General features: G+C 65.9%; 31 protein-coding genes and 1 pseudogene. 22 read left to right on the top strand and 10 right to left on the bottom strand.

What is annotated here, in order from left to right; genetic code table 11:
- Positions 1–70 precede the first annotated feature (70 nt).
- From PQB87_RS13075 to PQB87_RS13020, 12 genes and pseudogenes are all read left to right on the top strand, one after another.
- Positions 71–427 (top strand): annotated as a pseudogene (locus tag PQB87_RS13075) (DUF1493 family protein); the annotation flags it as partial.
- Positions 428–642: 215 nt separating this feature from the next.
- Positions 643–1854 carry a tyrosine-type recombinase/integrase gene (locus PQB87_RS13070; protein WP_489242051.1) on the top strand — a complete coding sequence of 404 codons (1212 nt, stop codon included), beginning with the start codon at positions 643–645 and terminating at the stop codon, positions 1852–1854.
- 109 nt (positions 1855–1963) lie between these two features.
- Entirely contained in the window at positions 1964–2176 is a 213-nt protein-coding gene (locus tag PQB87_RS13065; protein ID WP_212205694.1) for a helix-turn-helix transcriptional regulator, read from the top strand.
- A complete protein-coding gene (locus tag PQB87_RS13060; protein WP_489242049.1) occupies positions 2173–2784 on the top strand; it encodes a hypothetical protein in 612 nt (203 codons plus the stop codon). Before PQB87_RS13065 ends, PQB87_RS13060 begins: the two co-directional genes overlap by 4 nt.
- Positions 2785–5064: a VapE domain-containing protein gene (locus PQB87_RS13055; RefSeq protein WP_489242047.1), complete on the top strand. Its 2280-nt coding sequence runs from the start codon at positions 2785–2787 to the stop codon at positions 5062–5064.
- A 238-nt stretch (positions 5065–5302) separates the two neighbouring features.
- Positions 5303–5851 (top strand): terminase small subunit, encoded by a 549-nt coding sequence (locus PQB87_RS13050; RefSeq protein WP_489242045.1) that lies wholly within the window; start codon positions 5303–5305, stop codon positions 5849–5851.
- 203 nt (positions 5852–6054) lie between these two features.
- Positions 6055–6306, top strand: a complete 252-nt coding sequence (locus tag PQB87_RS13045; protein WP_489242043.1) for a hypothetical protein — start codon at positions 6055–6057, stop codon at positions 6304–6306.
- A 3-nt stretch (positions 6307–6309) separates the two neighbouring features.
- Positions 6310–6978, top strand: coding sequence for a hypothetical protein (locus tag PQB87_RS13040; protein WP_489242041.1), 669 nt, complete (start codon positions 6310–6312; stop codon positions 6976–6978).
- Positions 6978–7652: a hypothetical protein gene (locus tag PQB87_RS13035; RefSeq protein ID WP_489242039.1), complete on the top strand. Its 675-nt coding sequence runs from the start codon at positions 6978–6980 to the stop codon at positions 7650–7652. Before PQB87_RS13040 ends, PQB87_RS13035 begins: the two co-directional genes overlap by 1 nt.
- 15 nt (positions 7653–7667) lie before the next feature.
- Positions 7668–7901: a hypothetical protein gene (locus PQB87_RS13030; RefSeq protein WP_489242037.1), complete on the top strand. Its 234-nt coding sequence runs from the start codon at positions 7668–7670 to the stop codon at positions 7899–7901.
- A 17-nt stretch (positions 7902–7918) separates the two neighbouring features.
- Positions 7919–8422, top strand: coding sequence for a GNAT family N-acetyltransferase (locus PQB87_RS13025; RefSeq protein WP_489242035.1), 504 nt, complete (start codon positions 7919–7921; stop codon positions 8420–8422).
- Positions 8422–8991 carry a hypothetical protein gene (locus tag PQB87_RS13020; protein WP_489242033.1) on the top strand — a complete coding sequence of 190 codons (570 nt, stop codon included), beginning with the start codon at positions 8422–8424 and terminating at the stop codon, positions 8989–8991. Before PQB87_RS13025 ends, PQB87_RS13020 begins: the two co-directional genes overlap by 1 nt.
- A 58-nt stretch (positions 8992–9049) precedes the next feature.
- Here PQB87_RS13020 and PQB87_RS13015 read toward each other — a convergent pair whose 3' ends face one another.
- Positions 9050–9532: a hypothetical protein gene (locus PQB87_RS13015; RefSeq protein ID WP_489242031.1), complete on the bottom strand. Its 483-nt coding sequence runs from the start codon at positions 9530–9532 to the stop codon at positions 9050–9052.
- Positions 9533–9918: 386 nt separating this feature from the next.
- Between PQB87_RS13015 and PQB87_RS13010 the strand changes: the two genes are divergently transcribed.
- Positions 9919–10125: a hypothetical protein gene (locus PQB87_RS13010; RefSeq protein WP_489242029.1), complete on the top strand. Its 207-nt coding sequence runs from the start codon at positions 9919–9921 to the stop codon at positions 10123–10125.
- Between the two features lie 63 nt (positions 10126–10188).
- Positions 10189–10572, top strand: coding sequence for a helix-turn-helix transcriptional regulator (locus tag PQB87_RS13005; RefSeq protein WP_489242027.1), 384 nt, complete (start codon positions 10189–10191; stop codon positions 10570–10572).
- A gap of 74 nt (positions 10573–10646) precedes the next feature.
- Here PQB87_RS13005 and rng read toward each other — a convergent pair whose 3' ends face one another.
- The 9 genes from rng to upp all read right to left on the bottom strand — a co-directional run bounded on the left by rng (position 10647) and on the right by upp (position 18496).
- Entirely contained in the window at positions 10647–12116 is a 1470-nt protein-coding gene (gene rng, locus PQB87_RS13000; protein WP_021161094.1) for a ribonuclease G, read from the bottom strand.
- A gap of 8 nt (positions 12117–12124) precedes the next feature.
- Positions 12125–12757, bottom strand: a complete 633-nt coding sequence (locus PQB87_RS12995) for a Maf family protein (protein ID WP_489242025.1) — start codon at positions 12755–12757, stop codon at positions 12125–12127.
- Positions 12758–12808: 51 nt separating this feature from the next.
- A complete protein-coding gene (rlmH, locus tag PQB87_RS12990) occupies positions 12809–13279 on the bottom strand; it encodes a 23S rRNA (pseudouridine(1915)-N(3))-methyltransferase RlmH (protein ID WP_489242023.1) in 471 nt (156 codons plus the stop codon).
- Positions 13280–13304: 25 nt separating this feature from the next.
- The gene (gene rsfS, locus PQB87_RS12985; RefSeq protein WP_027786832.1) at positions 13305–13751 is read right to left on the bottom strand and encodes a ribosome silencing factor; all 447 of its coding nucleotides are present in this window, start codon (positions 13749–13751) and stop codon (positions 13305–13307) included.
- 4 nt (positions 13752–13755) lie between these two features.
- Positions 13756–14457 (bottom strand): nicotinate-nucleotide adenylyltransferase, encoded by a 702-nt coding sequence (locus PQB87_RS12980; protein WP_254617097.1) that lies wholly within the window; start codon positions 14455–14457, stop codon positions 13756–13758.
- 41 nt (positions 14458–14498) lie between these two features.
- Positions 14499–15419: an oxygen-dependent coproporphyrinogen oxidase gene (gene hemF / locus PQB87_RS12975; RefSeq protein ID WP_059688864.1), complete on the bottom strand. Its 921-nt coding sequence runs from the start codon at positions 15417–15419 to the stop codon at positions 14499–14501.
- Between the two features lie 118 nt (positions 15420–15537).
- Positions 15538–16815, bottom strand: coding sequence for a phosphoribosylamine--glycine ligase (gene purD, locus PQB87_RS12970; RefSeq protein WP_021161100.1), 1278 nt, complete (start codon positions 16813–16815; stop codon positions 15538–15540).
- A gap of 104 nt (positions 16816–16919) precedes the next feature.
- Positions 16920–17648, bottom strand: coding sequence for a YebC/PmpR family DNA-binding transcriptional regulator (locus PQB87_RS12965; protein WP_011352741.1), 729 nt, complete (start codon positions 17646–17648; stop codon positions 16920–16922).
- 197 nt (positions 17649–17845) lie between these two features.
- Complete coding sequence (upp, locus tag PQB87_RS12960) at positions 17846–18496, bottom strand: uracil phosphoribosyltransferase (RefSeq protein ID WP_011352740.1); 651 nt, start codon at positions 18494–18496, stop codon at positions 17846–17848.
- A 231-nt stretch (positions 18497–18727) separates the two neighbouring features.
- Between upp and PQB87_RS12955 the strand changes: the two genes are divergently transcribed.
- The 8 genes from PQB87_RS12955 to kdpC all read left to right on the top strand — a co-directional run bounded on the left by PQB87_RS12955 (position 18728) and on the right by kdpC (position 26061).
- Entirely contained in the window at positions 18728–19507 is a 780-nt protein-coding gene (locus PQB87_RS12955) for an SDR family oxidoreductase (protein WP_489242019.1), read from the top strand.
- 55 nt (positions 19508–19562) lie between these two features.
- On the top strand, positions 19563–19955 hold the full coding sequence (locus tag PQB87_RS12950) for a methylglyoxal synthase (RefSeq protein WP_060063541.1): 393 nt from the start codon (positions 19563–19565) through the stop codon (positions 19953–19955).
- A gap of 175 nt (positions 19956–20130) precedes the next feature.
- Positions 20131–21105, top strand: a complete 975-nt coding sequence (locus PQB87_RS12945) for a quinone oxidoreductase family protein (RefSeq protein WP_059688483.1) — start codon at positions 20131–20133, stop codon at positions 21103–21105.
- 204 nt (positions 21106–21309) lie between these two features.
- Positions 21310–21432 carry a hypothetical protein gene (locus tag PQB87_RS12940; RefSeq protein WP_258403958.1) on the top strand — a complete coding sequence of 41 codons (123 nt, stop codon included), beginning with the start codon at positions 21310–21312 and terminating at the stop codon, positions 21430–21432.
- Positions 21429–21521: a K(+)-transporting ATPase subunit F gene (gene kdpF, locus PQB87_RS12935; protein WP_006752209.1), complete on the top strand. Its 93-nt coding sequence runs from the start codon at positions 21429–21431 to the stop codon at positions 21519–21521. Before PQB87_RS12940 ends, kdpF begins: the two co-directional genes overlap by 4 nt.
- Positions 21518–23323 (top strand): potassium-transporting ATPase subunit KdpA, encoded by a 1806-nt coding sequence (kdpA, locus tag PQB87_RS12930; protein ID WP_489242016.1) that lies wholly within the window; start codon positions 21518–21520, stop codon positions 23321–23323. Before kdpF ends, kdpA begins: the two co-directional genes overlap by 4 nt.
- Before the next feature lie 46 nt (positions 23324–23369).
- Positions 23370–25454: a potassium-transporting ATPase subunit KdpB gene (gene kdpB, locus PQB87_RS12925; RefSeq protein ID WP_059688485.1), complete on the top strand. Its 2085-nt coding sequence runs from the start codon at positions 23370–23372 to the stop codon at positions 25452–25454.
- A gap of 25 nt (positions 25455–25479) precedes the next feature.
- Positions 25480–26061: a potassium-transporting ATPase subunit KdpC gene (gene kdpC, locus PQB87_RS12920; RefSeq protein WP_489242014.1), complete on the top strand. Its 582-nt coding sequence runs from the start codon at positions 25480–25482 to the stop codon at positions 26059–26061.
- Positions 26062–26201: the final 140 nt, after the last annotated feature.

Raw genomic sequence — 26201 nt, 5'->3', positions numbered from 1 at the left:
GGACGATCGCAATTCGTTCATTGGACGTATCGATCTCGAGGCGGGCGGCCTGTTTTTCCGGTGTTCTGAAATGCCGACCGATACGTGGGAAAAGCTGGCCGCGTTCACGCGCGAAGAACTGGGTCGCCCGTTGTTCGGCGGCGAACTGAAGATCGCCCCGTCGTCACGCCTCGAAGAGAATCTGTATGTGACCGGAATCGACGCAATCGAATTCATCGACAAGTGGGCCGAAACGTTTGGCGTGCAGGCCGGCGATTTTCCCTGCGGCCGCTATTTCGGCCCGGAGGCGCAGGATAGGGTGACGACGTTTCTCGCGATGTTTTCCGGGCGTTATCGCAAACCACCGCGCGTGCCGTTGACGCTCGGCATGCTGGAGGAAGCGATGCGGCTCGGCCGTTGGGATAGCAATGCGATCGAGCCGGCCGCAACGCTAACCGCTCACACACGAAACAACCGGATTCGAACGGCCGTTACATCAGCACGATATCGTATTGCTCCGGACTTAATCTTTCCGCATCTCGTCGCGTCTCACTGAATCCAATTTTCACCTTTATTTCAAGGGAGAATCGCCTCAACGTGTGCCGACGCGTCTCGACGAATCCAGATTAGAATGGGTAGCTGTAAAGGTAGCTGGAGAGAAAAGTGGCGAAGCGACTAACAAACGTGTTGAACGATATCCAGCTCAGGCAGCTTGTGCGCGCCGGGGTACCAGTGGCGAAGGCTGACGGGAATGGACTTACCTTCACGTTGTCTGTAACCGGAACGGCCTCGTGGATCCTGCGGTTCTACCACCGCGGCCGGCGGCAGGAGTTGACGCTCGGTCGATATCCTGACGTTACGTTGTCCGCGGCGCGGGCGATGGCGGCACGGAAGCGGGCGCAGTTGGCCGATGGAATCAATCCGGCGGAAGAGCAGCGGAAACTGAGGAGCCGGCGCGACTGGACGATGCGCGAGTTGATAGCGGATTACCGCACCAAGGTTCTAAGCACGCTCGCGACCAGCACGCAACGCAGCTACGGCCGGAATTTGAAGCGCGTCGAGAACGGCATGGGTTCGATGTCAGTGCAGTCTGTAGGGCCCGCAGACATTGTGGCCGAGATCGAGCGCCACGACTTGGGGTGGGTCGAGATCTTCACGCTCTGGTGCGTACTACGCGGCCTGTTCAAGCATGCGGCCGGCAAGAAGATCATCGTCGCCAATCCATGCGCAGGAATCCAGCTCGACGCGATCATTGGGAAGCGACCGCCGGTGAAACAGCGGCTGATGCTGACTGATGACGAACTCCGCGTTCTGCTGAACGCGAAGATGCGCGACGTGAACCTCTACGCTGTTCGCATCGCTCTCGCGACTGGTGTTCGAATTTCCGAGCTGTACACGGCGCTTCGTCGAGATATTCATCTCAGCGAAAGTCGTTGGCATGTTCCGAAAAGCAAGACCGGGCCGGAAATGGATATTCCGCTTGCGCCGATCGTGATTGAGTGGTTTGAGCGATTGCTCGTGCTGGCCGGGACGTCCGAATATGTCCTGCCGGCCCGCCTGAGCAATCGCCTGGATCGTCACCATGGGGACACGCACGTTTCGAAGGACGCGATTCGGGAAGCGATCGACTACTGGATCGAGCACCACGAACCCGCGATTCGCCGCTTCACACCTCACGATCTTCGAAGCACGATGAAGAGCCACATGCGGCGGCTAAAGGTGCCGCGCGACATTTCGGAAATGTGCTTGAACCACAAAATCCCGGGCGTGGAAGGGATCTACGATCAGTACACATATTGGGACGAACGCCGTCACGCGCTCGGCACATGGGCGGCGCATCTTCAGCGATGCGCTCGCGGCTGCCCGGATGTTTAATTAATAGGGGATCGATCGCTCGGAAGATACGCACAATCCTGCGCGGGCTTCCCTCGATTATTGAGGCGCGGCGAGATTCGCCGAGACGCTATAAACGATGGGAGTGATCATGGTGACTGCAGCTAGCCGGTGCGGATTGCGTCCGCGGAAAGCCGCCGAATTTATCGGCGTTGGGCTATCGACTTTCTGGCGCTATACGAAGACTCGGGAGGACTTTCCAAAGGGCGTTCCTCTTGCCCGGAATGTGACCGTCTTCTTCGAGGATGAGCTGCGCACTTGGCTCAATAACCAGGCCGATAAACAGCGGGCGGTGGGGGCATGAATTCCATCGACAACGCACGCTATCTCAGCCCCGCCGCGAAGCAGACCGCCGCCGAGCATCTGCTCAGGATCCGCGCACTCCACGGGGACGACCCGTGTTCGCGCGAGCAGACCGCCGCGCACGAGGCCGGGCACACGATCATTGCAATGGCGTTCGGCTGGCGCTTCCTCGGCGCTCACGTTCGTTCGAAGGACGGAGCCTGGACAGGATCCACGCACTACGAGCACCGGATGACCGGGCGTCCGTACACCCTCGACGAAGCGGCCGACATTTTCTTTGCTGAAGCCGTGATGGATCTGGCCGGCGTCGCAGGGGAGCAAGTTGCTGGCCTGTGCCACCCGGCGTCAAGCCATTTCGAGATCAAAAACGCAGCGGCCGCGTGTGCTGCTCTCGATGCATTCACCGACGACGCGCCGAGCAGCCATTTCGCGCGGGCGCTCGCGCTCGCGATGACGGAGATCCGGGCCAATGCCGCGACGTTTGAGATTCTGCGCGCGCACTTCCGACGATCGAAGCGACTGACGCCGGCCGAAGGGCGGCGGATGCTGAAGAACGTCGCACCGCGGCTCGCCGACATGCAGTTCGTGAAAAGAAAAAGCCCGCAGTAAATGCGGGCCCAAAAATTTCAAAGCTCGGTAAACACAATGAATAGTACACCTACAGAAAATACTGTCAAGCCTAGCTGTACACATTCGGATCTCGTCGCCGCGCTCGCGCCGATCGTTTCGCGCGTGCGTACGTCGACGTGCTGCATGAAGCGCCCGGGGAAACCGCCGCAGCACATCGGCCAACCGCTGACTGCCGATCGACTTGCGCATCACGTGAATGGTGGGCCGGCCTACGGCGTGTTCCCGATGCAGCCGGGCAGCGACGTGACGCTGGTGGGATTGCTCGATCTCGATTCGCACAAGGGCGAGACGCCGTGGCACGAAATGCAGGACACCGCGGTCAGCATCGTCACTGCCGCGTCGGCGGCCGGCCTGCAAGGCATTCCATTCCGCTCGTCGGGCGGGGCGGGCATCCATATCTATTTCCTGTGGGACGAAGCGCAGGATGCGTACAGTGTGCGCCAGGCGCTGCGGCGCGTGCTCGGTGCGTGCGGCCTGCAGGACGGGACGAAGGGTGTCGCCGCCGGCCAGGTTGAAATTTTTCCCAAGCAGGGTAGCGTTTCGCACAACGGCTTTGGCAACATGTTCTTGCTGCCGCTTGCTGGCAAGTCGGTGCCGCTCGACTCGTTCGAGCTCGACGACATGCCGAAATCGTACGTGACCGAAATGGACTGGCCGACAAGTGCGCCCGTTCCACGCGCCGAGCGAGAGATTCTCGTGCCGCCGGCGGTCGTCGCGCCTGCGGAGCTCGACGCGCTGAAGTCTGCCCTCGACGCGATCCCGAACAGTGGCGAGCACGAGCTCGATTACGACAGCTGGCGCAACGTGCTGTTCGGTGTGCACCACGCGTCGCGCGGCTCGGATGATGGCTTGGCGCTCGTGCACGAGTTCTCGGCGCGATCGAGCAAGTACGACGCGGCGAAGACGGAGCGGGATTGGGGCTATGCCGGCAAGAACCAGGGCACGCCGATCACGATCGGCACGATCAAGGCGATGGCCGCGGCACACGGTTGGCGGGATCCGGAGCGCGAGCCGAGCGAGGACGACTTCGACGTAGTGCCGGTCGATGAACAGGAACCGCCGCGCCCGGGCTATCGCCGCAACGGCAAGGGCGAGATTCTCGCGCTCGCTGAGAACATCGTGACCGCCGTTCGCGCGCCGCACGAGTGCGGCTGGCACATCCGATACGACGACTTCCGCGCGGAGATCATGCTCGCCGGCGAGGCGGATCCGCGCGGCCTGCGCGCGTTCACCGATCCGGACTATACCCGCTTGCAGATCCGGCTCGAGCGACTCGGTTTCCTCAAGCTCAGCAAGGAGGCGCTGCGCGACGGCGTGGGCCTCGTGGCCGACGAGAATCGAATCGATTCGGCCGTCGAGTGGTTGACCGGGCTGCAGCACGACGGCGTGCTGCGCATCGAGACGTTCCTGCGCAACTACATGGCCGTGGAGGACACGCCGTACACGCGCGCGGTGTCGCGGTATCTCTGGACGGCGCTCGCGGGCCGCGTGCTGTCGCCAGGATGCGAAGCGCCGATGGTGCCGGTGCTGATCGGCGAGCAGGGCGCTGGCAAGACGCGGGCCGTGAAGGCGCTCGTGCCGGCGCAGGAGTTCTACTCCGAGCTGAAGCTCGACGAGCGCGACGACAACGCGTCCCGCATGATGCGCGGCCGCCTGGTGGTCGAGCTCGGTGAGCTGCGCGGCCTGCACACGCGCGACGCCGAATCGATCAAGGCGTTCATCAGCCGGACGCACGAGAACTTCGTGCCGAAGTACAAGGAGTTCAGCGTGACGTTCGCGCGCCGTTTCCTGTTCGTCGGAACGACCAACCAGGACGAGTTTCTCGCCGACGAGACGGGGGAGCGCCGGTGGCTGCCCGTGCGCGTCGGTCGGTGCGACGTCGACAGAATCGCGGCCGACTGCCTGCAGTTGTGGGCCGAGGCCCGCGCGGCATACGAGCGCGCCGGGAATGTCGATTGGCGGGAGGCCGAGACGCTGGCGCGCGAAGTGCACGCGCAGCACAAGCTGTCCGACCCGTGGGCACCGATTATTCACGAATGGCTTGATAGCGATGGTGAATGCGAACTTGGTCTTCCGCCGCGTGAGCGCGAATTTTTACAGGTTCATGAGATCGCAACCGGCGCCCTTGGAATGGCCCACGGTCGCCTGACACGCAGCGACGAAATGCGAATCGGGAAAATTTTGCGAGAAATGGGGTATTCGAAGCAGCAAAAGCGGGTCGCGGGGCGCCCGGTCAAGGTTTGGGTCAAGCGCGCGTAGCTACTGTATCCACCTGATGCGTAGCAGGTGGATACGCGCTGATCCTTATGCGGTATGGGTTGTATCCACCGTATCCACCGTATCCACCTTTCTCTATATACGTGTGCGCGATAAATAAGGGGGATGCAGGGGTTTATAGGAAACAGGGGATACGGTGGATACAGGTGGATACGCCCCGGTGGGGCCGAAAGATGCAGGAAATTACAAGTTCGCAGTACGAATTTAGCGAGGTAAAGCAATGAAGAAACTGACCGCGAAGCAACAACGATTCGTCGACGAGTATCTGCGAGATCTGAATGCGACCGCTGCGTACAAGCGCGCCGGCTACGCCGCGCAAGGCAATGCGGCGCAGGTGAATGCCGCACGTCTGCTAAGAAATGCTCAGGTGCAAACAGCCATCGCCGCTGCGATGAAAGCGCGTAGCGAGCGCACGCACATCACGCAGGATCGTGTGCTGCGTGAGCTCGCACGCATCGCGTTCTTCGACATTCGGCGCCTGTACAACGCCGACGGCACGCTGAAACGACCAGACCAGCTCGACGACGAGGCCGCCGCGGTTCTCGCCGGCGTCGACGTGGTCGAGCAAATGACGTACAGCGCGGACGGTGACGGCGAGCTGATGCCCACGCCGACGCTCACGAAGAAAGCGAAGGTGTTCGACAAGACAGCGGCGCTCACGCTGGCGATGCGCCACCTGGGCATGCTGAACGACAAGCTCGAGATCTCGAAGCTGCGCGTGCGCGTGGTCGACCAGACTGGCCGCAAGCCACGCGTGAAGGACGATTGAAATCCCCACTGGCGATTTTCATTCACGGCGCAGCGCCTTGCGTAGTGGGCGTTGCACGCCGCGCGACTCCCGAAAACGTCACGCAGCTACCCAACTGGCTACCCGCTTTCCCTACGTTTATGGCCATAAATGAAGGGCCATAAACGCACGATTCTGCACGGTGTCGGTGGGATGCTGGCGACGTGACCACTTTGGGGAAGGACATGGCAGCAACCCACATTTACATGGCCCCGCGCACGCGGATGGCGCTGCAGACCTGCGCGCTGTTGCGCGGTGCGTCGATGGCCCGCGTCGTCGCCGATGCCCTGGCCGAATTCATCGAGCGCCACGGACTGCTGAAGGGCGGTGAATGGCGTATCCGCCCGAACGCGGATCACGCGTGGGGCCGAGCCACGGCCGAGCAGGCCGAAGCAGCGCGTGTGCTCGACTGGCAAGTCGAACTGGTGGAGGGCTGATCGATGGCCGATATCCGACTGATCGAAGCGCAGCTCGCAGAAGCGCGCCAGCAGACCGCCACCGCGCAGCAGCAGCTCGAGGATCGACTGCTCGAGAACAACGGTGCGGAGGACGAAGAAACGGCGTCGCTGCGTGCCGTCGCGGATCTGCACCGGTCGCGCGAAGCGTCACTCGTCCGCGTACACGGAGCTGCGGCTCGCGCCAACAGCGCGGCGGCGCTCGAAGCGCGGCGCCAGGAGTCGCGGGACGGTGCGCGCGCGGCTCGCGCTCTGGAGCGCCGATACGTCAACGCGGCGAAGGCGCTGGAAGCCGCGCTCGAAGCGGTCGCAATCGCGCGCAGTGAGTTCTTGCAGATTGAATCAGAACTGCGTGCGGCGATTTGCGCGGTTTGCGCGAATCCCGAGTTGGCCGATGCGCAGCGATCCGGGCTGTATATAAGCGGTGCCCACCCGTGGATATCCAATGATGCCGTTCGGGCGTACGTCAAGTCGATCGTTGGTGACGATTCGCGGCCCGACAGCATCGCGGTCGTCGCAGCGCGGCACATTCAGCAGACCATCACGCGCCTCGAAACCGCGGCGGCATTCCGGAAGCCGACCCATCAACCGCCATACATCATCGACAGTGAGTCCGCGCTGCGCTCGGTGACCGAAGCCGGCGAGGGGGCGTAATGGACGCTGAACAGCAATCCACACCCGTCGAGAAGACGATCGAGGAACGCGCCGCAGCGTTCTACTCGAACACGAAGCAGCCGGGCGTAGCCGAGACGCCACGCACCCCGGTCGAGCAGCCGAAGGCATGGAACGCCGCGGAGAACCTGCGCGTCGACGACGGGCAAAGTGCGCCGCAGGCTGCCGACCAGGATGCGCTGGCGCTCGTTCGCAACGATCGAGCGCGCAAGTTCTACGGCGACGAGGGGGCGCACGGCGCGCTCTACGACGAGCTGACCGGTTCCGGGCAGTGGGGGCAGGAAACCATCGCCTCGATCGACGACGGCCTCGGCGGCACGATCGATCGCAAGGAGTTCGCCGCGATTGTGGCCGACCACGGCGGCAACCAGACCGATGTGCGCGAGTTCATTGCCGACGCCCGGCTGTTTGCGCAGGGCTGGCCGGCGCTGTCCGAGGCCGACAAGCAGGCCCACCTTGCGGACGCGGTGCAGGGCATGAAAGAGACGTTCGGCGATGGGTGGGAGCAGGCATGGGATGCGGCGAACGCGCTCGCGAAGCGCGATCCACGCGTCGCGAAGGTGCTCGTCGAGACGGGCCTCGGCGCCGATCGGAAGACGGTCATCCGGTTCGCGCAGGAAGCGCTCCGGCAGCGTGTCGCCGGAAAACTGAAGTAGTGAGCTGCGATGCGGATGTCGGCGATCAACTGGCGCGCGGTGCTGCTCGATCTGCAGCACTTCTACCCGAAGCCGAAAGACGTTGCTCGTGAACTGCGCGGTGCGATAAGCGAGGCTGCTGTGCGCACGTACATCGATGATATGACTGAGCCGTCGCACGGGCGCGGTGAGCTGATCCTCGATCTCTGGTGCGAGAAGACGGGCAAGCGCCGCAAAGATGCGCCGCGCCGTCCGCACGAGCGCATCTGATTCTGAACAGGACCAACATGACTATCAAATTTCTCCGAACCCGCCGGCGCGCGAGCGATTCAATTCGCGCGAGCCGGATGTGCGCGCCGTTGATCTCGGAGCGCCTGCGGCCCGAGCACATTCTTTCCGTCGAGTTGTCGCCGAGGCACGCCACGGCTATCGGTGCGATGACACGCGAGTCTGCTGAGCGGCTGTGCGCTGCGACGCGTGTCGGTTGGGCGATCGTCGAGAACGGCATCACGCTCGGATGTGGCGGTATCGCTGAGGTGTGGGAGAACCGCGCGCAGGCATGGACGTTGATGTCGCCGTCGCTGATGCAGCCGCGGCGGTTTCGTGTTCTCCACCGGATGGTGCAGGGCGTGCTCGACGATGCGCCGTGGCACCGCATCGAAATGGACATCGACGCCACGAACACGGCAGGTGCGGCTTGGGCCGAGCGTTTGGGGTTCGTGCGCGAATGCGTGCGCCGGAAATACACCGTCGACGGGCGGGATGTGATTCTTTTTGCGAGGGTGAAGTAATGGATCCGACTACGTTGGCGCTCGGCGCCGCGGCAGTAAAGGGTGTGGGGAGCGTCGTCTCGGGTATCTCAGGCAGCGCGCAAGCGAGTCAGCAGGCCGCCGCGCTCGATCGTAACGCCGCGCTGTCCGACCAGCAGGCCGGACAGGTCTATGCGCAAGGTGTCGCGCGTGAAAGCGCGCAACGAGCACAGGCCGGGCAGCAGCTTGGCGAGCAGCGTGCCGCCGTGGCCGAGTCGGGCTTCAATCCGAATGCCGGCTCGGCGCTCGACGTGCAGGTGCAGAGCGTGCGCAATGCCGAGCTCGATGCGTTGCAGACGCGGTACCAAAGCATCCTGCAGGGCAGCACGCTTGAGGACCAGGCGCGACAAGATCGATATGCGGCGCGTACCGCGCGAGCGAGCGCAAACAACAGCCTCATTGCGGGCGGTATTTCGGCTGCCGCCGGATTGTTGGGCGGCTTCGGGAATTACGCAAAGGGCAACAACCTACTCACGGGCAGCACTGGCGGTCTGCTGAAAACGTATGGCACGACGACCGCCGGCAATCCACTGCTGTTCACCATGCCATGATGCGTGCCCGCTATCGCGCGTGCCGATCTCGCGATAGCGGGCACCTCAACGAACGCGATCAGCGAACCGGGCCGAAATTCACAGCCGCATCGTACATGCTGACTAGGCTCGCGTTCCCACCGCTGCCGCATACCTGCGCGTGAACGAGGTAGCGCTTGCCGACACGGATGAAGCTGTTCGCGTGCTGGCGATCGACATTCGACAACCGACCGATGTTCGTCGGCACGGACCATTGATTCCCGTTTTTGTCGGTGAATCGGAACGTTTCGAGCGTACCGCCGCTCGGTGTGAACTGGATACCCTCTACGGTGATGGGCCCGATGAATTGCGTGCAGTTGTCGCCCGGTCGATCGTGCACTTCGTCCATTTCCTCCAGTGCAACCAGGCGTTCTGCAGCCGCCGAGTTGCCGGTTAGATCCTTCGCTTGCCACGTCGTGACAAGGCGTGCACGTGCGTTGAATGACTGCGCGTCTGCCGCTGCAGAGAAGATGACAGCCGCGCTCACGCACGCGGCGAATACAAAGCGTCCGGTTGAATTCACAGCACCCCCGTTTTCGTCGTTGTGGTTCGGCGGATTCTAGCGCGCGGTGCACTCACCGACGAAGCGTGTTTAGTTGCGTCAGGCATCGCTGTACAGCGCGTACAGCGTCGCTTAACCTTTGATTTTGTTGCACTTTATTTCGAATTCGCTCTATACTGAACCCGTCGACGTACACAACGTTGACCGGGTTTGACAGCCCGAATGCATGCGGCAGACAACCGCCGCGATGGCGGTTTTTCTTCGTTTGAGAACGCGCATCTTCTATGGGTGGCGCGAGTGGAGAGGCTTCGGCCTGCCGGGATCCGTATGCCCCGGTCTGTCAACTTCGCTCGTTGCCGCCCACCCCGTTTGACAGCGGGGCGGTGCGATCGCATACGGAGCTCACCATGAACGCCAACGTTCAATCTCTTGCTTTCCCCATCGGTAGTATTCCTGATCAAGTGGTGGTGTCGTCGTGCGACATCGCGGAACTGTTTTCCGCCATCGACGAGGTGCGCGAGCTGATCCGCTCGCGTGGGCCGGAAGTGTCCGACGCGGTGCTGCCGCGGCTTACCGCTGTTGAGCTGCTCGTCGAGCGCATTGCGGGGTTGTAAGTCCTAACGCCTGCGTCCTGCAGCAGCGGGATGTGGGCGGCTAGCCACACTGAAGGAGGGGACATGCCCTACGTATCGAAGACTTTCAAGGCGGGAGTGGCCGTGGCCGCCGGGCGCGACCCGGTGCTGTGCGACGACTTGCTCGATCTGATCGCGGATCGAATCGCGAGCCGCGTTGCCGCGCTGTTGCGCGAGAGGGCGCCAGCGCCAGCGGCGCGACGTCAAGGATTGGCGAACACGGTTGTGCCGCCGGCGTCTACGCTGCGGCCCGACTCGTTGTATCGCGTGGCCGTTGTCATGCAGCGGCTCGGTGTGTCGCGGCCGACCGTCTACAACCTTGTCCGCAGTGGCAAGCTTGAGCTCGTGAAGATCGGTGCGCGGTCCAGTGGGGTGACGGGGAAAAGCCTCATCGCGTTAATCGAACAGAATCACGATGTGAATGGGTAGCTCAGTAGGTAGCTAGCTCGATTGCACCCCTTGCTGGATCCGGCTGCAGCCTTACCCAGCAAGGGAGTCGTATCTTACATCAGCACGATATCGTATTGCTCCTGGCTCAAATTCGACTCCACCTGCAGCGACACCGGCTTGCCGATGAAGTCGATCAGCATCGCGAGATGTTGCGATTCCTCGTCGAGGAACAGGTCGATCACCTGCTGCGCGGCGATCACGCGGAATTCGCGCGGGTTGAATTGCCGCGACTCACGCAGGATCTCGCGCAGGATGTCGTAGCACACGGTACGCGACGTTTTCACCTGGCCCTTGCCCTGGCAGGTCGGGCACGGTTCGCACAGCACGTGCGCGAGCGATTCGCGCGTGCGCTTGCGTGTCATCTCGACGAGCCCGAGCTGCGAGAAGCCGTTGACCGTCACGCGCGTGCGGTCGCGCGACAGCGCCTTCTTCAGCTCGGACAACACCGCGTCGCGATGCTCGGCGTTCTCCATGTCGATGAAGTCGATGATGATGATCCCGCCGAGGTTGCGCAGCCGCAGCTGCCGCGCGATCGTGTGCGCGGCCTCGAGGTTGGTCTTGAAGATCGTGTCGTCGAAGTTGCGCGCACCGACGTAACCGCCCGTGTTCACGTCGATCGTCGTCATCGCCTCGGTCTGGTCGATCATCAGGTAGCCGCCCGACTTCAGGTCGACACGGCGCGACAGTGCGCGCTGGATCTCCGTCTCGATGTTGTACAGGTCGAACAGCGGCCGTTCGCCCGTGTAGTGATGCAGCTTCGGGCTCACGGCCGGCGTGAACTCGGCCGCGAATTCGGAGAGGCGCTGGTAGGTCTCGCGCGAATCGACCTGGATGCGCGTCGTGTCGTCGTTCGCGAAATCGCGCAGCACGCGCTGCGCGAGATCGAGATCCTGGTACAGCAGGCTCGTCGCCGGCAGCCGCTGCGCCTGCCCGACGATCGTCGCCCACGTCTTGCGCAGGTACGTGACGTCGCCGGCGAGTTCGTCGGAAGTCGCATCCTCGGCGATCGTGCGCACGATGTAGCCGCCTTTCTCGTCCGGCGGGATCACGGCGGTCAGCCGTGCGCGCACGGCTTCGCGCTCGGCCTCGCTCTCGATCTTCTGCGAGATGCCGATATGCGGCTCCTGCGGCAGGTAGACGAGCGTGCGGCCCGCGATGCTGACCTGCGTCGACAGCCGGGCGCCCTTCGTGCCGATCGGATCCTTGATCACCTGGACCATCAGCGTCTGGCCCTCGAACACGGTCTTTTCGATCGGCTGGTGCGGCGTGCCCGACTGCGGCTCGCCCGCGAGGCGCGGATGCCAGATGTCGGCGACATGCAGGAACGCCGCGCGTTCGAGGCCGATGTCGATGAATGCCGACTGCATGCCGGGCAGCACGCGCACGACCTTGCCGAGATAGATGTTGCCGACCCGCCCGCGCGACAGCGTGCGCTCGACGTGAAGCTCCTGCACCGCGCCTTGCTGGACGAGTGCGACCCGCGTTTCCTGCGGCGTGAGGTTGATCAGGATTTCTTCGTTCATGGTGGGATTCAGAAGGCGACACGCGCGGCGCGCAACAGCGCCGCGGTCTCAAAAAGGGGCAGACCCATGATACCTGAATGGGAACCGTCGATTCGCTCGATGAACTCGGCGGCGCGCCCCTGGATCGCGTACGCGCCGGCCTTGCCGAACGGCTCGCCCGATTCGACGTAGCGTGCATACGCATCGCGCGACGCGGCCGCGAAGCGCACCGACGAGCGCGACAGCGCGGGCGGCAGCAGTTGGCCGTCGGCATCGATCACGGCGACGGCCGTCAGCACCGCGTGTTCGCGGCCCGCGAGGCGCGTGAGCATCGCGAGCGCGTCGTCGGCGTCGGCCGGCTTGCCGAGGATCGCGCCGTCGATCGTGACGGTCGTATCGGCGACCAGCACCGGCGAAGCCGGCTTGCCGCTCGCGACGAGGCGCGCACGCGCGGCCTCGGCCTTGGCGACGGTCACGCGCCGCACGTAGGCATCGGCGGCTTCGCCGGGCAGTTCGGCCTCGAGCGCTTCGGCGTCCTCGTCGGGGCGCGGCAGCAGCAGCTCGAAGCGTACGCCGATCTGCAGCAGCAGCTCCTGGCGGCGCGGGCTTTGTGAAGCGAGGTAAAGGGTCGGGAAAAGTGCGGGGGACGTGCTGGACGGCATGGTGTCGTTATCTCGGTGAGCGCGCGAGGCGCGCGTCTCGAGGACGACACGTCATGCGCGGTGGTAGGGGTGATTCTGCGTGATGCTCCACGCCCGGTAAAGCTGTTCGGCGAGCAGCACGCGCACCATCCCGTGCGGCAGCGTCATGCTCGAGATGCGCAGCAGCACGTCGGCACGTGCTTTCAGTTCCGGATCGAGCCCGTCGGCACCGCCGATCACGAACGCGACGTCGCGGCCGTCCTGCTGCCAGCCGGGCAGCGCCTGCGCGAGCTGCATTGTGGTCCAGTCGCGGCCGCGCTCGTCGAGCGCGACGAGGCGCGCGCCCTTCGGCAACGCGGCCTCGATCTTCTGCCGCTCGGCCGCCACCACGCTCTCGGCGCTGCGGCCGCCCGAACGCAGTTCGGGCTTGATCTCGCGCAACTCGATGCGCAGTTCCGGCGGCATCCGCTTCGTGTATTCGTCGAAGCCGGACGCGATCCAGCCCGGCATCTTGTGGCCGACCGCAAGAATGAAAAGCTTCATCGGGAGACGCGTAACGACTCGGGGCTCAACGGCGGCGGGCGGCCGTCTTGCGCGCCGGGCGTGCGGGCGCGGCTTCTTCCTCGTCCTCGTCGCCTTCGCTGGCCGTGGCGAAGCCGTTCCCCTTGCCGCCGCCGAGTTTCATCCGCACGGGCTTGTCGCCCCAGATTTCCTCGAGGTTGTAGTACTGGCGCAGGGCCGGCTGCAGGATGTGCACGACGGCGTCGCCGCAGTCGACGAGCACCCATTCGCCGGTGTCTTCGCCTTCGGAGCTGACGATGTCGCCGCCGGCTTCCTTGACCTTGTCACGCACGCTCGACGCGAGGGCCTTGGTCTGGCGGTTGGAGGTGCCCGAAGCGACGACCACGCGGTCGAACAGTTCGGTCAGGTGGCTGGTGTTGAACACCTTGATGTCTTGCGCCTTGACGTCTTCGAGGGCGTCGACGATCACGCGCTGCAGTTTGCGAATATCCATGGATTCAGGAATGGTAGAGGCGATGTTGAAGAATATAGGCCCATACGGCGGCCGGCACATGCTCGGCCGATGCGTCGGGCATTTGTGCATGGCGCGCGATGCATTCGCGCAGGTGTGCGCGGATGTCGGTCGCGGCGATGTCGAACGAAAGGGTCGTATCGATCAGCAGGTGGCCGCCCGGCGTGGCCTTCAGCACGTCGGCGCCGGCCTGCCGCGCGGCGATTTCCCGCGCGACGTCCGGCGGCGCCGCGCCGAGATCGAAGCCCGGGCGCGTCGACACGCAGATGTGCGCGTAGTCGAACAGCGTGCGCCAGTCGCGCCACGTGTCGAGGCGCACGAGCTGGTCGGCGCCGATCAGCAGCGACAGCGACGCGTCCGGGCCGATCCGCGCGCGCCAGCGCGCGAGCGTCTCGACCGTGTAGGTCGGGCCGGCGTGCTCGATCTCGTCGGTGGCGACGGTCACGGTCACGCCCGGCAGGGACAGCGAGCCGGCGGCCGCGCGGGTCATCGCGAGCCGATGCTCGGCGGCCGACACGTCGCGCTTCTGGTACGGCTGCCCGGCGGGCAGCAGCACGAGTTCGGTCAGGGCGAGCAGCCCGGCGAACCGGCGCGCGAGCGCGAGATGGCCGTCGTGGATCGGGTCGAAAGTGCCGCCCAGCAGGCCGATACGACGCGGCAGCGGGGCGGGGCGGGCGATGGTGTCCAGAAAAACGTGTCCTGTTCTTGAGGCGGCGGGGCGCGGCGGGCTCAGACCCAGTCGCGCGGCACGAGGAACTCGCTCAGGCGCGCTTCCGGCGAGCCCGGCTCGGGTTGCCAGTTGTAGCGCCAGTTCGCGACCGGCGGCATCGACATCAGGATCGATTCGGTCCGGCCGCCGCTTTGCAGGCCGAACAGCGTGCCGCGGTCGAACACGAGGTTGAATTCGACGTAGCGGCCGCGCCGGTAAGCCTGGAAGTCGCGCTCGCGCTCGCCGTACGGCAGCGCGACACGACGCTCGACGATCGGCAGGTACGCGTTCAGGAACGCGTCGCCGACGCTTTGCATCATCTCAAACGAGCGTTCGAATCCGGGCTCGGAGAAATCGTCGAAGAAGATCCCGCCGACGCCGCGCGTCTCGTTGCGGTGCTTCAGGAAGAAATACTCGTCGCACCACGTCTTGAAACGCGGATAGAGTTCGGCGCCGAACGGATCGAGCGCGTCCTTGCAGGTCTGGTGGAAATGCCGCGCGTCGTCCTCGAACGGATAAACCGGTGTCAGATCCATCCCGCCGCCGAACCAGAAGACCGGCGCTTCGCCGGGTTTCGTCGCGATCAGCATCCGCACGTTCATGTGCACGGTCGGGCAGTACGGATTGCGCGGGTGCAGCACCAGCGACACGCCGAGCGCCTCGAAGCCGCGGCCGGCCAGCTGCGGACGCGCGGCGCTCGCCGACGGCGGCAGCGCGTCGCCCGCGACGTCGGAAAAACCGATCCCCGCGCGCTCGAACACGCGGCCGCCTTCGAGAATCCGCGTGCAGCCGCCGCCGCGCAGGCGCTCTTGCGGCCCGCGCTGCCACGCATCGGTCGCGAGCGGCGTGCCGTCGAGCGCGCCGAGCGCGTCGGCGATGCGTGTCTGCAGGCCCTGGAGGTACGTGCGCACGCGCGTCACGTCGTAGGTCGAATCGGTCATGTCTGGACTGGGTGCCCCCGTGCGAAGCGGGGGCCGTAAAAAAGGCATCTGCCGGGCATTCTATCGAACCCCGGCAGAGAAGCCGCCGCCGCGCGCGGGCGGGGCGGCGGTTGCAACGTTACGCGCTCTTGCGGTTGAGCGCGCGGAAGCCGATGTCGCGGCGGTACTGCATGCCTTCGAAATTGATCTGGTTGATCGTGTCGTACGCATGCTGCTGCGCTTCGCGCACCGAATCGGCGAGGCCGACCACGCACAGCACGCGGCCGCCGGACGTCGTCAGCTTGTCGCCGTCGAGCGTCGTGCCCGCATGGAACGTGACCGCCTGTTCGGTCTCGGCCGGGATCCCGTTGATGCGGTCGCCCTTGCGCGGCGCGTCCGGATAACCGTGCGCGGCCAGCACGACGCCGAGCGCGGTGCGGCGGTCCCAGTCGAGCTCGACCGTGTCGAGCGTGCCCGCGATCGCCTGCTCGACGACCTTCGAGAAATCGCTCTTCAGGCGCGCCATGATCGGCTGCGTTTCCGGGTCGCCCATCCGGCAGTTGAACTCGAGCGTGCGCGGATTGCCTTCCTTGTCGATCATCAGGCCCGCATACAGGAAGCCCGTGAAGCGGATGCCGTCCTTCTCCATCCCGCGCACGGTCGGCATGATGATCTCGCGCATCACGCGTGCGTGCATCTGCGGCGTGACGATCGGCGCGGGCGAGTACGCGCCCATGCCGCCGGTGTTCGGGCCGCGATCCTCGTCGAGCAGGCGCTTGTGGTCCTGGCTCGAAGCCAGCGCCAGCGCGTGCTTGCCGTCGACCATCACGATGAAGCTGGCTTCCTCGCCGTCGAGGAATTCCTCGATCACGACGCGCGCGCCGGCGTCGCCCAGCTTGTTGCCCGACAGCATCATGTCGACGGCCTGATGCGCTTCTTCCAGCGTCATCGCGACGACGACACCCTTGCCGGCCGCGAGGCCGTCGGCCTTCACGACGATCGGCGCACCCTTCGCGTCGATGTACGCGTGCGCGGCGGCGACGTCGGAGAACGTTTCGTACTCGGCGGTCGGGATGCCGTGGCGCTTCATGAACGCCTTCGCGAAATCCTTCGAGCTCTCGAGCTGCGCGGCTTCGCGGGTCGGGCCGAAGACCTTCAGGCCGCGTGCGCGGAACAGGTTGACGATGCCGGCCGCGAGCGGCGCTTCCGGCCCGACGAGCGTGAACGCGACGCCTTCGCTTTCCGCGAAATCGGCGAGTTCGTCGAGCGCCGTGATGTCGACGTTCTTCAGACGCTCGTCCTGTGCCGTGCCGCCATTGCCGGGCGCGACGTAGACCATCTGGACGCGCGGCGACTGCGCGAGCTTCCACGCCAGCGCATGTTCGCGGCCGCCGGAACCGACGACGAGTAGTTTCATGGGATTCCCCGCAGACTAGAAAACAGGGCGGCCGGCACGCTCAGGCGCGCCGGCCGCGGATTCGATCGGGCCGCCGCCGCAAAGGGTGCGCGGCGGCCGGCATCTCATTCCTCGACGATGACGGCGTTCGTATACACGTCCTGCACGTCGTCGAGGTTCTCGAGCGCGTCCAGGAGCTTCTGCATCTTCGCTGCGTCGTCGCCGGTGAATTCGACTTCGTTCTGCGGCTTCATTGTCACTTCGGCGAGTTCGGCCTTGAAGCCGCCGGCTTCGAGCGCGTCCTTCACCGCCGAGAATGCCTGCCAGTCGCACAGCACTTCGATCGAGCCGTCGTCGTTCGTGTTCACGTCGTTCGCGCCGGCTTCGAGCGCGGCTTCCATCAGCGCGTCTTCCGACGTGCCGGGGGCGAACAGGAACTGGCCGACGTGATCGAACATGAACGCGACCGAGCCGTCGGTGCCCATGTTGCCGCCGAACTTCGAGAACGCATGGCGGACTTCCGCGACCGTGCGGGTGCGGTTGTCGGTCAGCGTGTCGACGATGATCGCCGCGCCGCTGATGCCGTAGCCTTCGTAACGGATTTCCTCGTAGTTCGCGCCGTCCGCGCCGCCGACGCCGCGATCGATCGCGCGCTTGACGTTGTCCTTCGGCATGTTCGCGTCGGCCGCCTTGTCGACCGCGAGACGCAGGCGCGGGTTCGAGTTGACGTCGCCGCCGCCGAGGCGCGCCGCGACCTGGATTTCCTTGATCAGGCGGGTCCAGATCTTGCCGCGCTTCGCGTCGGCCGCTGCCTTCTTATGCTTGATGTTGGCCCATTTCGAATGACCAGCCATACCTTTCTCCGTGCCCGGGCGCGCAGCGCGGGCGATTGTTTCAATGTGTCGTTGAGTCGGCGGCCGTGTCGGCGGGCATGAAGCCGCGGGGCCGCGCGTGTCGAGTGGATCGGGATTTTATCACGCGGCGACCGCCGGATCGGGGCCGCCGCGCATGGCCGAACGGCCGGGTGGGCCGCCGCGGGCCGTGCCGGGGCTCAGTTCTTGGTGCCGAACAGGCGGTCGCCCGCGTCGCCCAGGCCCGGCACGATGTACGCGTGCTCGTTCAGGTGCGAATCGAGCGACGCGACGAACAGCTTCACGTCGGGGTGCGCGTCCTGGAACACCTGCACGCCTTCGGGCGCGGCCACCAGCGCGACGAACATGATGTTCGCGGCCGGCACGTTGCGGCGTTTCAGCACGTCGACCGCGTGCACGGCCGAGTAGCCGGTCGCGACCATCGGGTCGCACAGGATGAAGATGCGGTCTTCCAGATCCGGCAGGCGCACCAGGTATTCGACCGGGCGATGGTCGTCGGCGCGGTACACGCCGATATGGCCGACGCGCGCGGAGGGCACCAGGTCGAGCAGGCCGTCCGACATCCCGATGCCCGCGCGCAGCACCGGCACGATCGCCAGTTTCTTGCCCGCGATCACCGGCGCGTCGACCTCGACGAGCGGGGTTTCGACCCGCTTGGTGGTAATCGGCAGGTTGCGGGTGATCTCGTAACCCATCAGCAGCGTGATTTCGCGCAGCAGCTCGCGGAACGTGCGGGTGGACGTGTCCTTGTCGCGCATGTGCGTGAGCTTGTGCTGGATCAGCGGGTGATCGGTGATGAAGAGATTCGGGAAACGGCTGTCCTGTTTCATGACGGGGGGCGCCTTGGCGGCAAAAGAGGATCGGGGGCGGGGGCGGGCGCAAGCCGGCCGCGCGCTTATGTCCGCAATTTTACCAAGGCGCGCCGCATGATCCGGATAATATCGACGTCTCACGACAATCCGCGCGCCTGCGCCCGCCCGTTCGCCTGCCTGGCCTGCCCGTGGTCCGGGCGCCGAAGCGACCGGGCCGCGCCGGCGCGTGTCGCCACCAAGGAATCGACGATGGATCTCGGCATCGAAGGAAAGACCGCGCTCGTGTGCGCGGCAAGCAAGGGGCTCGGTCGCGGCTGCGCGGAAGCGCTGGCCGCGGAGGGCGTGAACCTCGTGATCGTCGCGCGCACGCGCGACACGCTGGAGGAAGCCGCGGAGGAGATCCGCGCCGGCGCGAACGTGTCGGTGACCGCGGTCGCCTGCGACATCACGACGCCGGACGGGCGCGCCGCCGCGCTCGCCGCGTGCCCGCAGCCGGACATTCTCGTGACGAATGCGGGCGGCCCGCCGCCCGGCGACTTCCGCGACTTCTCGCACGACGACTGGATCCGTGCACTCGAATCGAACATGCTGACGCCGATCGAGCTGATCCGCGCGACCCTCGACGGGATGATCGCGCGCCGCTTCGGCCGGATCGTCAACATCACCAGTTCGGCCGTGAAGGCACCGATCGACGTGCTCGCGCTGTCGAACGGCGCGCGCTCGGGGCTGACCGGATTCGTCGCGGGGCTGTCGCGCAAGGTCGCGGGGCAGGGCGTGACGATCAACAACCTGCTGCCGGGCCTGTTCGACACCGACCGGATCGCGACCACGCTCACCGCATCGGCGAAGGCGCAGGGCGTGACGGTCGACGAGATGCGCGCGCGGCGCACGAAGGAGATCCCGGCCGGCCGCCTCGGCACGCGCGCAGAGTTCGGCGCGGCGTGCGCGTTCCTGTGCAGCGTGCATGCCGGCTACATCACCGGGCAGAACTGGCTGCTCGACGGCGGCGCGTATTCGGGCACGTTCTGACGCGCGTATCTCGAATCACGATCACGACAACAACCGAACGACGAAGGAACCGGAGATGAGCAAAACCCGCATCGCATTGATTGCGCACGACGCGAAGAAGGACGAGATCGTCGCGCTCGCGGGCCAATACCGCGCGACGCTCGCGCAATGCCGGCTGGTCGCGACCGGCACGACGGGCGGCCGCATCGCGGACGCGCACGGGCTGGAGGTCGAGCGCAAGCTGTCGGGGCCGCTCGGCGGCGACCTGCAGATCGGCGCGGAACTGGCGGACGGCCGCGTGGACATCGTCGTGTTCCTGCGCGACCCGATGACCGCGCAGCCGCACGATCCCGACATCACCGCGCTCGTGCGCGCGTGCGACGTGCACGACGTGCCGGTCGCGACCAACGTCGCGACGGCGCGGATGCTGCTCGACGATCTGGCGCGGAACATGCAGGACCGCTGCTAGCCCGCAGCGTGGCCCGATTGCCCCTGTTGCGGGCAGGGCCATGCACGGACGGCGGCGTCGGGCGAGAATCGTGCGTCGCGACGCGCGTGCCGCGGGCTGTTGCCTGCATCGGTCGGCGCCGTGCGTCGGCGATCCGACCATTTCCCTGACCGACAGACAGAAGAGGAGCGAAACGATGCCGAAAGCAATCCGATACGACCAGCCGGGCGGCCCGGACGTGATGAAGTGGGTCGATGTCGAGGTCGGCGAGCCGAAGGCGGGTGAAGTCCGCATTCGGCAGCACGCGGTCGGGCTCAACTACATCGACGTGTATTTCCGCACCGGCCTTTATCCGCAGCCGCTGCCCGGCGGTCTCGGGATGGAGGCGGCGGGCGAGGTGACGGCCGTCGGCGAAGGCGTGACCGCGCTCAAGGCGGGCGACCGCGTCGCGTACGTCGGGCAGCCGCCGGGCGCGTATGCGCAGGAGCGCGTGATGCCGGCCGAGCGGCTCGTGAAGCTGCCGGACGGCATCAGCTACGACGACGCGGCGTCGGTGATGCTGCAGGGCCTGACCGCGCACTACCTGCTGCGCCGCACGTACCCGGTGAAGGCCGGCGACACGATCCTGATCCACGCGGCGGCCGGCGGCGTCGGCCTGCTGGTGTGCCAATGGGCGAAGGCGCTCGGCGCGACGGTGATCGGCACGGTCGGCTCCGACGAGAAAGCCGCGCTCGCGAAGGCGCACGGTTGCGACCATCCGATCGTCTATACGCGCGAGAACTTCACGCAGCGCGTGAAGGAGATCACGAACGGCGCGGGCGTGCCCGTTGTCTACGACTCGATCGGCAAGGACACCTACATCGGCTCGCTCGACTGCCTCGCGCCGCTCGGCTACTTCGTCAGCTTCGGCAACGCGTCGGGCCCGCTGCCGGCGATCGATTCGAAGGAGTTCTCGTCGCGCGGCTCGCTGTTCTTCACGCGGCCGACGCTGTTCTCGTACATCGCGAAGCGCGCCGATCTCGAATCCGCGGCCGCCGAGCTGTTCGACGTGATCCTGTCGGGCAAGGTGAAAACCAGCATCAACCAGCGCTATCCGCTCGCGGAAGTCGGCCGCGCGCATGCCGACCTCGAGTCGCGCAAGACGACCGGCTCGACGATCCTCGTTCCCTGATACCTCCCTTCGTGCCGGCATCATGTCGGCACGCCCTCCCGGCGGGCGGCACCGGCGTGTCGTCCGTCCTGTCTCCCGTCCTGCCCGTCGTTCCGCCCGCCGTTCCCCGCCGCCCGCGTTTACACTTTTTTTATACCCGCCCCGATACCTTTGACCCGTCCTTTACGTGCGTTCCCATAAGGTTCTAGTCGTCTGATTTCGACGATGGAGAACAGAAAAATGGATGGGGTTTTCATCGGCGTACTGGTGCTCTTCACCGCGCTGATCCTCGGTTTGGTTGCCGGTTGCGACAAGCTCGTGCAATACGGTCGCGGGGGGCGAGCATGACCTGGATGCTCTGGCTGGCGGGCGCCTCGACGGCGCTGCTGTTCGCGTATCTCGTCTTTGCGCTGCTGCGCGCGGAGGACATCGAATGAACGCGAACAATCTGTTTCAGACGCTGCTCTTCGTCGTCGTGCTGCTGGCGGCGGCCGTGCCGGTCGCGCGCTACCTGTCCGCGGTGATGGACGGCAGTTCGCGCGTCGTGCGCGTGTTCGGGCCGCTCGAGCGCGCGCTGTACCGCATTGCCGGCGTCGATGCCGGCAGCGAGATGAACTGGAAGCAGTACGCGATCGCGACGATCGCGTTCAACGCGCTCGGCGCGCTGTTCCTCTACGGCCTGCTGCGCCTGCAGGGCTTCCTGCCCGGCAACCCGCAGCAATTCGGCGCGATGACGGTCGACGGCGCGTTCAACACGGCCGTCAGCTTCGTCACCAACACGAACTGGCAGGACTACACGCCCGAGCAGACCGTCAGCTACCTGACGCAGATGCTCGGCCTGACCGTGCAGAACTTCCTGTCGGCGGCAACCGGCATCGTCGTCGTGATCGCGCTGATCCGCGGCTTCGCGCGTCATACCGCGCAGACCATCGGCAACTTCTGGGTCGACCTCACGCGCGTCACGATGTACGTGCTCGTGCCGATGTCGATGATCGTCGCCGCGCTGCTGATGAGCCAGGGCGTGATCCAGAACACGAAGGCGTACCAGGACGTGCCGGTGCTGCAGGCGAGCACCTATGCGGCGCCGAAGCTCGACGCGCAGGGCAACCCGGTGAAGGACGACAAGGGCAACGCGGTCACGGTGCCGACCCCGCTCACGAAGCAGACGCTCGCGATGGGCCCGGTCGCGTCGCAGGAAGCGATCAAGATGCTCGGCACCAACGGCGGCGGCTTCTTCAACGCGAACTCCGCGCATCCATACGAGAACCCGACGCCGTTCGCGAACTTCCTGCAGATCTTCTCGATCCTGATCATCCCGGCCGCGCTGTGTCTCGTGTTCGGCCGGATGATCGGCGACCGCCGGCAGGGCATCGCGGTGCTCGCGGCGATGACGGTCGCGTTCGTGCTCGCGATCGGCGTCGAGGTGAGCGCCGAGCAGGGCGGCAACCCGACGCTCGCCGCGCTGCACGTCGACCAGTCGACGGGCGCGCTGCAGCCGGGCGGCAACATGGAAGGCAAGGAAACGCGCTTCGGGATCGCGCAGACCGGCATCTTCACGGTCGCGACGACGGCCGCGTCGTGCGGCGCGGTCGACACGATGCACGATTCGCTGACGCCGCTCGGCGGCCTCGTGCCGATGCTGCTGATGCAGCTCGGCGAGGTGATCTACGGCGGGGTCGGCTCGGGTCTCTACGGGATGCTCGTGTTCGCGCTGCTCGCGGTGTTCGTCGCCGGCCTGATGATCGGCCGCACGCCGGAATACGTCGGCAAGAAGATCGAGGCGTACGAGATGAAGATGGTGTCGATCGTCGTGCTGCTCACGCCGCTGCTCGTGCTGGTCGGCACGTCGATCGCCGTGCTCGCCGATGCAGGCAAGGCCGGCATCGCGAACCCGGGGCCGCACGGTTTCTCGGAAATCCTCTACGCGTTCAGCTCGGCGGCCAACAACAACGGCAGCGCGTTCGCGGGCCTGACGGTCGGCACGCCGTTCTACAACTGGATGACCGCGATCGCGATGTGGTTCGGCCGCTTCGGCACGATCGTGCCGGTGCTGGCGATCGCCGGCTCGCTGGCCGCGAAGAAGCGCATCGCGGTGACGAGCGGCACGCTGCCGACCCACGGTCCGCTGTTCGTCGTGCTGCTGCTCGGCACGGTGCTGCTGGTGGGCGCGCTGACCTACGTGCCGGCGCTTGCGCTCGGCCCGGGCGTCGAGCACCTGATGATGTGGCTGGGCGCATGACGCGCGGCGACACGTTGAAAAGACTCAAGAGATTGAAGAGATCGCAATGACTCAACATTCCGCAACACGGTCCATGTTCGATCCGGCGCTGCTGCGCCCGGCGATCGTGGACTCGTTCAAGAAACTCACGCCGCGCACGCAGTTCCGCAACCCGGTGATGTTCTGCGTGTACGTCGGCAGCATCCTGACCACGATCCTGTGGATCGCGGCGCTCGCCGGCCAGGCCGAGGCGCCCGCGGGCTTCATCCTCGCGATCGCGCTGTGGCTGTGGTTCACCGTGCTGTTCGCGAACTTCGCCGAGGCGCTCGCCGAAGGGCGCTCGAAGGCGCAGGCCGCGTCGCTTCGCAGTGCGAAGAAAGACGTGATGGCGAAGAAGCTCAACGAGCCGCATCCGAAGTCGCCGATCCGCATCACGACCGCGACCGAGCTGCGCCGTGGCGACGTCGTGCTGGTCGAGGCCGGCGACGTGATCCCGGCCGACGGCGAGGTGGTCGACGGTGTCGCGTCGGTCGACGAATCGGCGATCACCGGCGAATCCGCGCCGGTGATCCGCGAATCGGGCGGCGACTTCTCGTCGGTGACGGGCGGCACGCGCGTGCTGTCCGACTGGATCGTCGTCAAGGTCACCGCGAACCCCGGCGAGGCGTTCCTCGACCGGATGATCGCGATGGTCGAGGGCGCGAAGCGCAAGAAGACGCCGAACGAAATCGCGCTGACGATCCTGCTCGTCGCGCTGACGATCGTGATGCTGCTGGCGACGGCAACGCTGCTGCCGTTCTCGATGTTCTCGGTCGAGGCGATGAAGGCCGGCCACGTCGTGACGATCACCGCGCTCGTCGCGCTGCTCGTGTGCCTGATCCCGACGACGATCGGCGGCCTCTTGTCCGCGATCGGCGTGGCGGGGATGAGCCGGATGATGCAGGCGAACGTGATCGCGACGTCGGGCCGTGCGGTGGAAGCGGCCGGCGACGTCGACGTGCTGCTGCTCGACAAGACCGGCACGATCACGCTGGGCAACCGTCAGGCATCGACGTTCGTGCCGGCGCCGGGCGTGACCGAGGAAGCGCTGGCCGATGCCGCGCAGCTGTCGTCGCTCGCCGACGAAACGCCGGAAGGCCGCAGCATCGTGGTACTGGCCAAGGAACGTTTCAACATTCGCCAGCGCGACATGGCGCAGCTGCACGCGACGTTCATCGGCTTCTCGGCGCAGACGCGGATGTCCGGCGTCGACCTCCCCGGCCGCGAGATCCGCAAGGGCGCGGCCGATGCGATCCGCCACTACGTCGAGACGCACGGCAGCCGCTTCCCGGAAGAAGTGCGCCGCGCGGTCGACGAAGTCGCGCGCCGCGGCAGCACGCCGCTCGTCGTGGCCGACCTGCATGACGGTGCGGCGCGCGTGCTCGGCGTGATCGAGCTGAAGGACATCGTGAAGGGCGGCATCAAGGAGCGCTTCGCGGAGCTGCGCAAGATGGGCATCAAGACCGTGATGGTGACGGGCGACAACCGGCTGACGGCCGCGGCGATCGCGGCGGAAGCGGGCGTCGACGATTTCCTCGCGGAAGCGACGCCGGAAACCAAGCTCGCGACGATCCGCGAGCACCAGGCGGCCGGCCGCCTCGTCGCGATGACGGGCGACGGCACCAACGACGCACCGGCGCTCGCGCAGGCCGACGTCGCCGTGGCGATGAACACCGGTACGCAGGCCGCGAAGGAAGCGGGCAACATGGTCGACCTCGACTCGAACCCGACGAAGCTGATCGAGATCGTCGAGATCGGCAAGCAGATGCTGATGACGCGCGGCTCGCTGACGACGTTCTCGATCGCGAACGACATCGCGAAGTACTTCGCGATCATCCCGGCCGCGTTCGTGACCACGTACCCGCAACTTCGCGTGCTCGACATCATGCACCTGACGTCGCCGGCCTCCGCGATCCTGTCGGCGGTGATCTTCAACGCGCTGATCATCGTCGCGCTGATCCCGCTCGCGCTGAAGGGCGTCACGTACCGGCCGCTCGGCGCCGCGTCGCTCCTGCGCCGCAACCTGCTGGTGTACGGCCTCGGCGGCGTGCTGCTGCCGTTCCCGTTCATCAAGCTGATCGACATGACGCTCGCTGCACTCGGCTGGGCCTGAACCGGCCGCCATTGAAGGAAACATCATGAAAACGTTGATTCGCCCGCTCGTCGTGCTCTTCGTCGTCCTGACCGCCGTGACGGGCCTGGCTTACCCGGCCGTGATGACCGTGTTCGGCCAGGCCGTGTTCCCGTCGCAGGCGAACGGCAGCCTGATCGAGAAGGACGGCAAGCCGGTCGGCTCCGCGCTGATCGGCCAGCCGTTCGATGCGCCGAAGTATTTCTGGGGCCGGCTGTCGGCCACCGCGCCGATGCCGTACAACGCGACCGGCTCCGGCGGCTCGAACCTCGGCCCGCTGAACCCGTCGCTCGCCGACCAGGTGAAGGGGCGCATCGCCGCGCTGCACGACGCGGGCACCGACATGTCGAAGCCCGTGCCGGTCGACCTCGTGACGGCGTCGGCGAGCGGCCTCGATCCGGAGATCACGCCGGCCGCCGCCGCGTACCAGGTCGAGCGCGTCGCGAAGGCGCGCAACCTGGCGCCCGACGCGGTCGCGCAGCTCGTCGCCGCGAACACGACGGGCCGCCAGTTCGGCGTGCTCGGCGAGGCGCGCGTGAACGTGCTGAAGCTGAACCTCGCGCTCGACGCGGCGCAGGCCGCGCACTGAGCGCGTCCGGCAACCGGCGCCCGGCGCGGTCAGCCCGCGCCGGGCGTGCCTTTTCCCGACGGCGCTTGCGCCGTCTTTGCCTTTTGCGGCGATTTGGAACAACAATGCTCGTACTCGCGCGCATCCGGGCGCTCCGCCTT

Source organism: Burkholderia sp. KL41 (genome assembly GCF_057005415.2).
This window is presented reverse-complemented; position numbering and strand designations above follow the sequence as displayed.

What these genes read in the sequence shown, in the direction of transcription:
- PQB87_RS13065 (WP_212205694.1), top strand. Translation starts at nt 1,964, where the DNA reads ATGGTGACTGCAGCTAGCCGGTGCGGATTGCGTCCGCGGAAAGCCGCC.
- PQB87_RS13060 (WP_489242049.1), top strand. Translation starts at nt 2,173, where the DNA reads ATGAATTCCATCGACAACGCACGCTATCTCAGCCCCGCCGCGAAGCAG.
- PQB87_RS13055 (WP_489242047.1), top strand. Translation starts at nt 2,785, where the DNA reads ATGCGGGCCCAAAAATTTCAAAGCTCGGTAAACACAATGAATAGTACA.
- PQB87_RS13050 (WP_489242045.1), top strand. Translation starts at nt 5,303, where the DNA reads ATGAAGAAACTGACCGCGAAGCAACAACGATTCGTCGACGAGTATCTG.
- PQB87_RS13045 (WP_489242043.1), top strand. Translation starts at nt 6,055, where the DNA reads ATGGCAGCAACCCACATTTACATGGCCCCGCGCACGCGGATGGCGCTG.
- PQB87_RS13040 (WP_489242041.1), top strand. Translation starts at nt 6,310, where the DNA reads ATGGCCGATATCCGACTGATCGAAGCGCAGCTCGCAGAAGCGCGCCAG.
- PQB87_RS13035 (WP_489242039.1), top strand. Translation starts at nt 6,978, where the DNA reads ATGGACGCTGAACAGCAATCCACACCCGTCGAGAAGACGATCGAGGAA.
- PQB87_RS13030 (WP_489242037.1), top strand. Translation starts at nt 7,668, where the DNA reads ATGTCGGCGATCAACTGGCGCGCGGTGCTGCTCGATCTGCAGCACTTC.
- PQB87_RS13025 (WP_489242035.1), top strand. Translation starts at nt 7,919, where the DNA reads ATGACTATCAAATTTCTCCGAACCCGCCGGCGCGCGAGCGATTCAATT.
- PQB87_RS13020 (WP_489242033.1), top strand. Translation starts at nt 8,422, where the DNA reads ATGGATCCGACTACGTTGGCGCTCGGCGCCGCGGCAGTAAAGGGTGTG.
- PQB87_RS13010 (WP_489242029.1), top strand. Translation starts at nt 9,919, where the DNA reads ATGAACGCCAACGTTCAATCTCTTGCTTTCCCCATCGGTAGTATTCCT.
- PQB87_RS13005 (WP_489242027.1), top strand. Translation starts at nt 10,189, where the DNA reads ATGCCCTACGTATCGAAGACTTTCAAGGCGGGAGTGGCCGTGGCCGCC.
- rng (WP_021161094.1), bottom strand. Translation starts at nt 12,116, where the DNA reads ATGAACGAAGAAATCCTGATCAACCTCACGCCGCAGGAAACGCGGGTC.
- PQB87_RS12995 (WP_489242025.1), bottom strand. Translation starts at nt 12,757, where the DNA reads ATGCCGTCCAGCACGTCCCCCGCACTTTTCCCGACCCTTTACCTCGCT.
- rlmH (WP_489242023.1), bottom strand. Translation starts at nt 13,279, where the DNA reads ATGAAGCTTTTCATTCTTGCGGTCGGCCACAAGATGCCGGGCTGGATC.
- rsfS (WP_027786832.1), bottom strand. Translation starts at nt 13,751, where the DNA reads ATGGATATTCGCAAACTGCAGCGCGTGATCGTCGACGCCCTCGAAGAC.
- hemF (WP_059688864.1), bottom strand. Translation starts at nt 15,419, where the DNA reads ATGACCGATTCGACCTACGACGTGACGCGCGTGCGCACGTACCTCCAG.
- purD (WP_021161100.1), bottom strand. Translation starts at nt 16,815, where the DNA reads ATGAAACTACTCGTCGTCGGTTCCGGCGGCCGCGAACATGCGCTGGCG.
- PQB87_RS12965 (WP_011352741.1), bottom strand. Translation starts at nt 17,648, where the DNA reads ATGGCTGGTCATTCGAAATGGGCCAACATCAAGCATAAGAAGGCAGCG.
- upp (WP_011352740.1), bottom strand. Translation starts at nt 18,496, where the DNA reads ATGAAACAGGACAGCCGTTTCCCGAATCTCTTCATCACCGATCACCCG.
- PQB87_RS12955 (WP_489242019.1), top strand. Translation starts at nt 18,728, where the DNA reads ATGGATCTCGGCATCGAAGGAAAGACCGCGCTCGTGTGCGCGGCAAGC.
- PQB87_RS12950 (WP_060063541.1), top strand. Translation starts at nt 19,563, where the DNA reads ATGAGCAAAACCCGCATCGCATTGATTGCGCACGACGCGAAGAAGGAC.
- PQB87_RS12945 (WP_059688483.1), top strand. Translation starts at nt 20,131, where the DNA reads ATGCCGAAAGCAATCCGATACGACCAGCCGGGCGGCCCGGACGTGATG.
- PQB87_RS12940 (WP_258403958.1), top strand. Translation starts at nt 21,310, where the DNA reads ATGGAGAACAGAAAAATGGATGGGGTTTTCATCGGCGTACTGGTGCTC.
- kdpF (WP_006752209.1), top strand. Translation starts at nt 21,429, where the DNA reads ATGACCTGGATGCTCTGGCTGGCGGGCGCCTCGACGGCGCTGCTGTTC.
- kdpA (WP_489242016.1), top strand. Translation starts at nt 21,518, where the DNA reads ATGAACGCGAACAATCTGTTTCAGACGCTGCTCTTCGTCGTCGTGCTG.
- kdpB (WP_059688485.1), top strand. Translation starts at nt 23,370, where the DNA reads ATGACTCAACATTCCGCAACACGGTCCATGTTCGATCCGGCGCTGCTG.
- kdpC (WP_489242014.1), top strand. Translation starts at nt 25,480, where the DNA reads ATGAAAACGTTGATTCGCCCGCTCGTCGTGCTCTTCGTCGTCCTGACC.